Origin of the sequence: Synechococcus sp. BA-120 BA3 (genome assembly GCF_034931285.1) — a bacterium.
Taxonomy (GTDB): domain Bacteria; phylum Cyanobacteriota; class Cyanobacteriia; order PCC-6307; family Cyanobiaceae; genus Cyanobium.
This window is the reverse complement of sequence record NZ_JAYGHZ010000448.1, coordinates 1-1,615: the sequence shown is the minus strand read 5'-3', so window position 1 is coordinate 1,615 and position 1,615 is coordinate 1. Positions and strand designations below refer to the sequence as shown.

Annotated in this window: 2 protein-coding genes; both read left to right on the top strand. The window is 69.3% G+C overall.

Features of this window, described 5'->3' with window-relative positions:
- Positions 1 to 505, top strand: a 505-nt coding sequence (locus VB737_RS16655) for a M23 family metallopeptidase (protein ID WP_500314605.1), incomplete at its 5' end; no start/stop codon positions are given.
- A gap of 62 nt (positions 506 to 567) precedes the next feature.
- Positions 568 to 1,416 carry a polyphosphate kinase 2 gene (gene ppk2 / locus VB737_RS16650; RefSeq protein WP_500314603.1) on the top strand — a complete coding sequence of 283 codons (849 nt, stop codon included), beginning with the start codon at positions 568 to 570 and terminating at the stop codon, positions 1,414 to 1,416.
- Positions 1,417 to 1,615: the final 199 nt, after the last annotated feature.

Here is a 1,615-nt window from a genome sequence, read left to right as displayed (position 1 = left end):
GGGCGACCTCGCCCTCCAGGCCCGGGCGTCCGGGGCCGGAGAGCCCGCGGCGGGGCCTCCGCCACCGCTGCACTACCCCCTCGCCGTGGCGGCCACGGAGCAGGACCCCTGGGGCTGGCGGTTTTCGGAGGCCCGCGGGGCCTGGCGCATGCACACCGGGCTGGATCTGATCGTGCCCGGGGGCACGGCCGTGCTGGCGGTGCAGGCCGGCCGGGTGCAACGGGTGGATGAGATCAGCGGCTACGGCCTCACGGTGCTGATCGATCACGGCGGGGGCTGGTCGAGCCTCTATGCCCATCTGCGCCAGGCCTCCGTGGCCGAGGGCGCCACCGTGGGGACCGGCCAGCCCATCGGCGAGGTGGGTCAGAGCGGCAACGCCAGCACGCCCCACCTGCACCTGGAACTGCGCCAGCGGCAGCCCCGGGGGCTGGTGGCGGTGGACCCCACCACCCTGCTGCCGGTGCCCCCGGCGGGCGGCGCCATCGCTGGAGACTTCCGGCCCTGAGCCAGGCCTTCGATCGACGCGGCGGGCATGGTGGACATGGTGAAGCGAGGATCCCAGCCCCCATGAGCCAGCAGGAACGCCCATCGCCCGCCGCGACGATCGAGGAGATGCAGAACGATCGTCCCTACCTAGAGCCGATCGCCAAGAAGGCCTACAAACGGGACCTCAAAGCCCTCCAGATCGAACTGCTCAAGCTGCAGCGGCACATCAAGCTTGCCGGCGAGCGTGTGGTCATCCTGTTCGAAGGGCGCGATGCGGCGGGCAAGGGCGGAGCGATCAAGCGTTTCCGCCAGCACCTGAATCCCCGCGGCAGTGAACATGTGGCACTGCCGAAGCCCAACGATGCCGAAGCGACCCAGTGGTACTTCCAGCGCTACGTCCAGCACCTGCCATCGGCTGGCGACATCACCATGTTCGACAGGTCCTGGTACAACCGCGCCGGTGTCGAGAAGGTGATGGGCTTCTGCACACCCCAGGAGCATGCCCTGTTCCTGCGCCAGGTTCCCGGCTTCGAACAGTCCCTCGTCAGCAGTGGGATCCGGCTCTTCAAGATGTGGTTCACCGTGTCGCGGGGCCGGCAGTCGCAGCGGTTCGATGCCCGCCGCGAAGATCCCCTCAAGCAGTGGAAGCTGTCGCCCATCGATGAGGTCAGCGTGGCGAAGTACGACGCCTACACCGCCGCACGCAACGAGATGCTTCTGGCCACCGACACCCTCGTGGCGCCCTGGACGATCGTCAACTCGAACGAGAAGCGGCGTGCCCGACTCGGCGCCATCCGCAGTGTCCTCCAGGCCCTGGACTACGAGCACAAGGACCAGTCCGCCGTTGGTGAGCCCGATCCACGGGTCGTGCGCACGGCCCATTCAGTGTTCATTGACAACGGAACGCGTGCCGGGTTCGGAAGCCCGTGATGGTGCTGCGCAGCGTCGGCATGACCGCGGACGGCGGACGGCGATAGCTTGAAACCGCACCGTGGCCGGGCTCCCATGGACGGTTCCGATCCCCGTCAGAGCCTCAGCCGTCGCAGGGTGCTGCGGCTGGCGAGCCTGGCTGCCGGCAGCGCCGCCCTCGCGTCGGCCTGCGGGTCGCAGGCGTCTCCCGGGTCCCGGG

What these genes read in the sequence shown, in the direction of transcription:
- ppk2 (WP_500314603.1), top strand. Translation starts at nt 568, where the DNA reads ATGAGCCAGCAGGAACGCCCATCGCCCGCCGCGACGATCGAGGAGATG.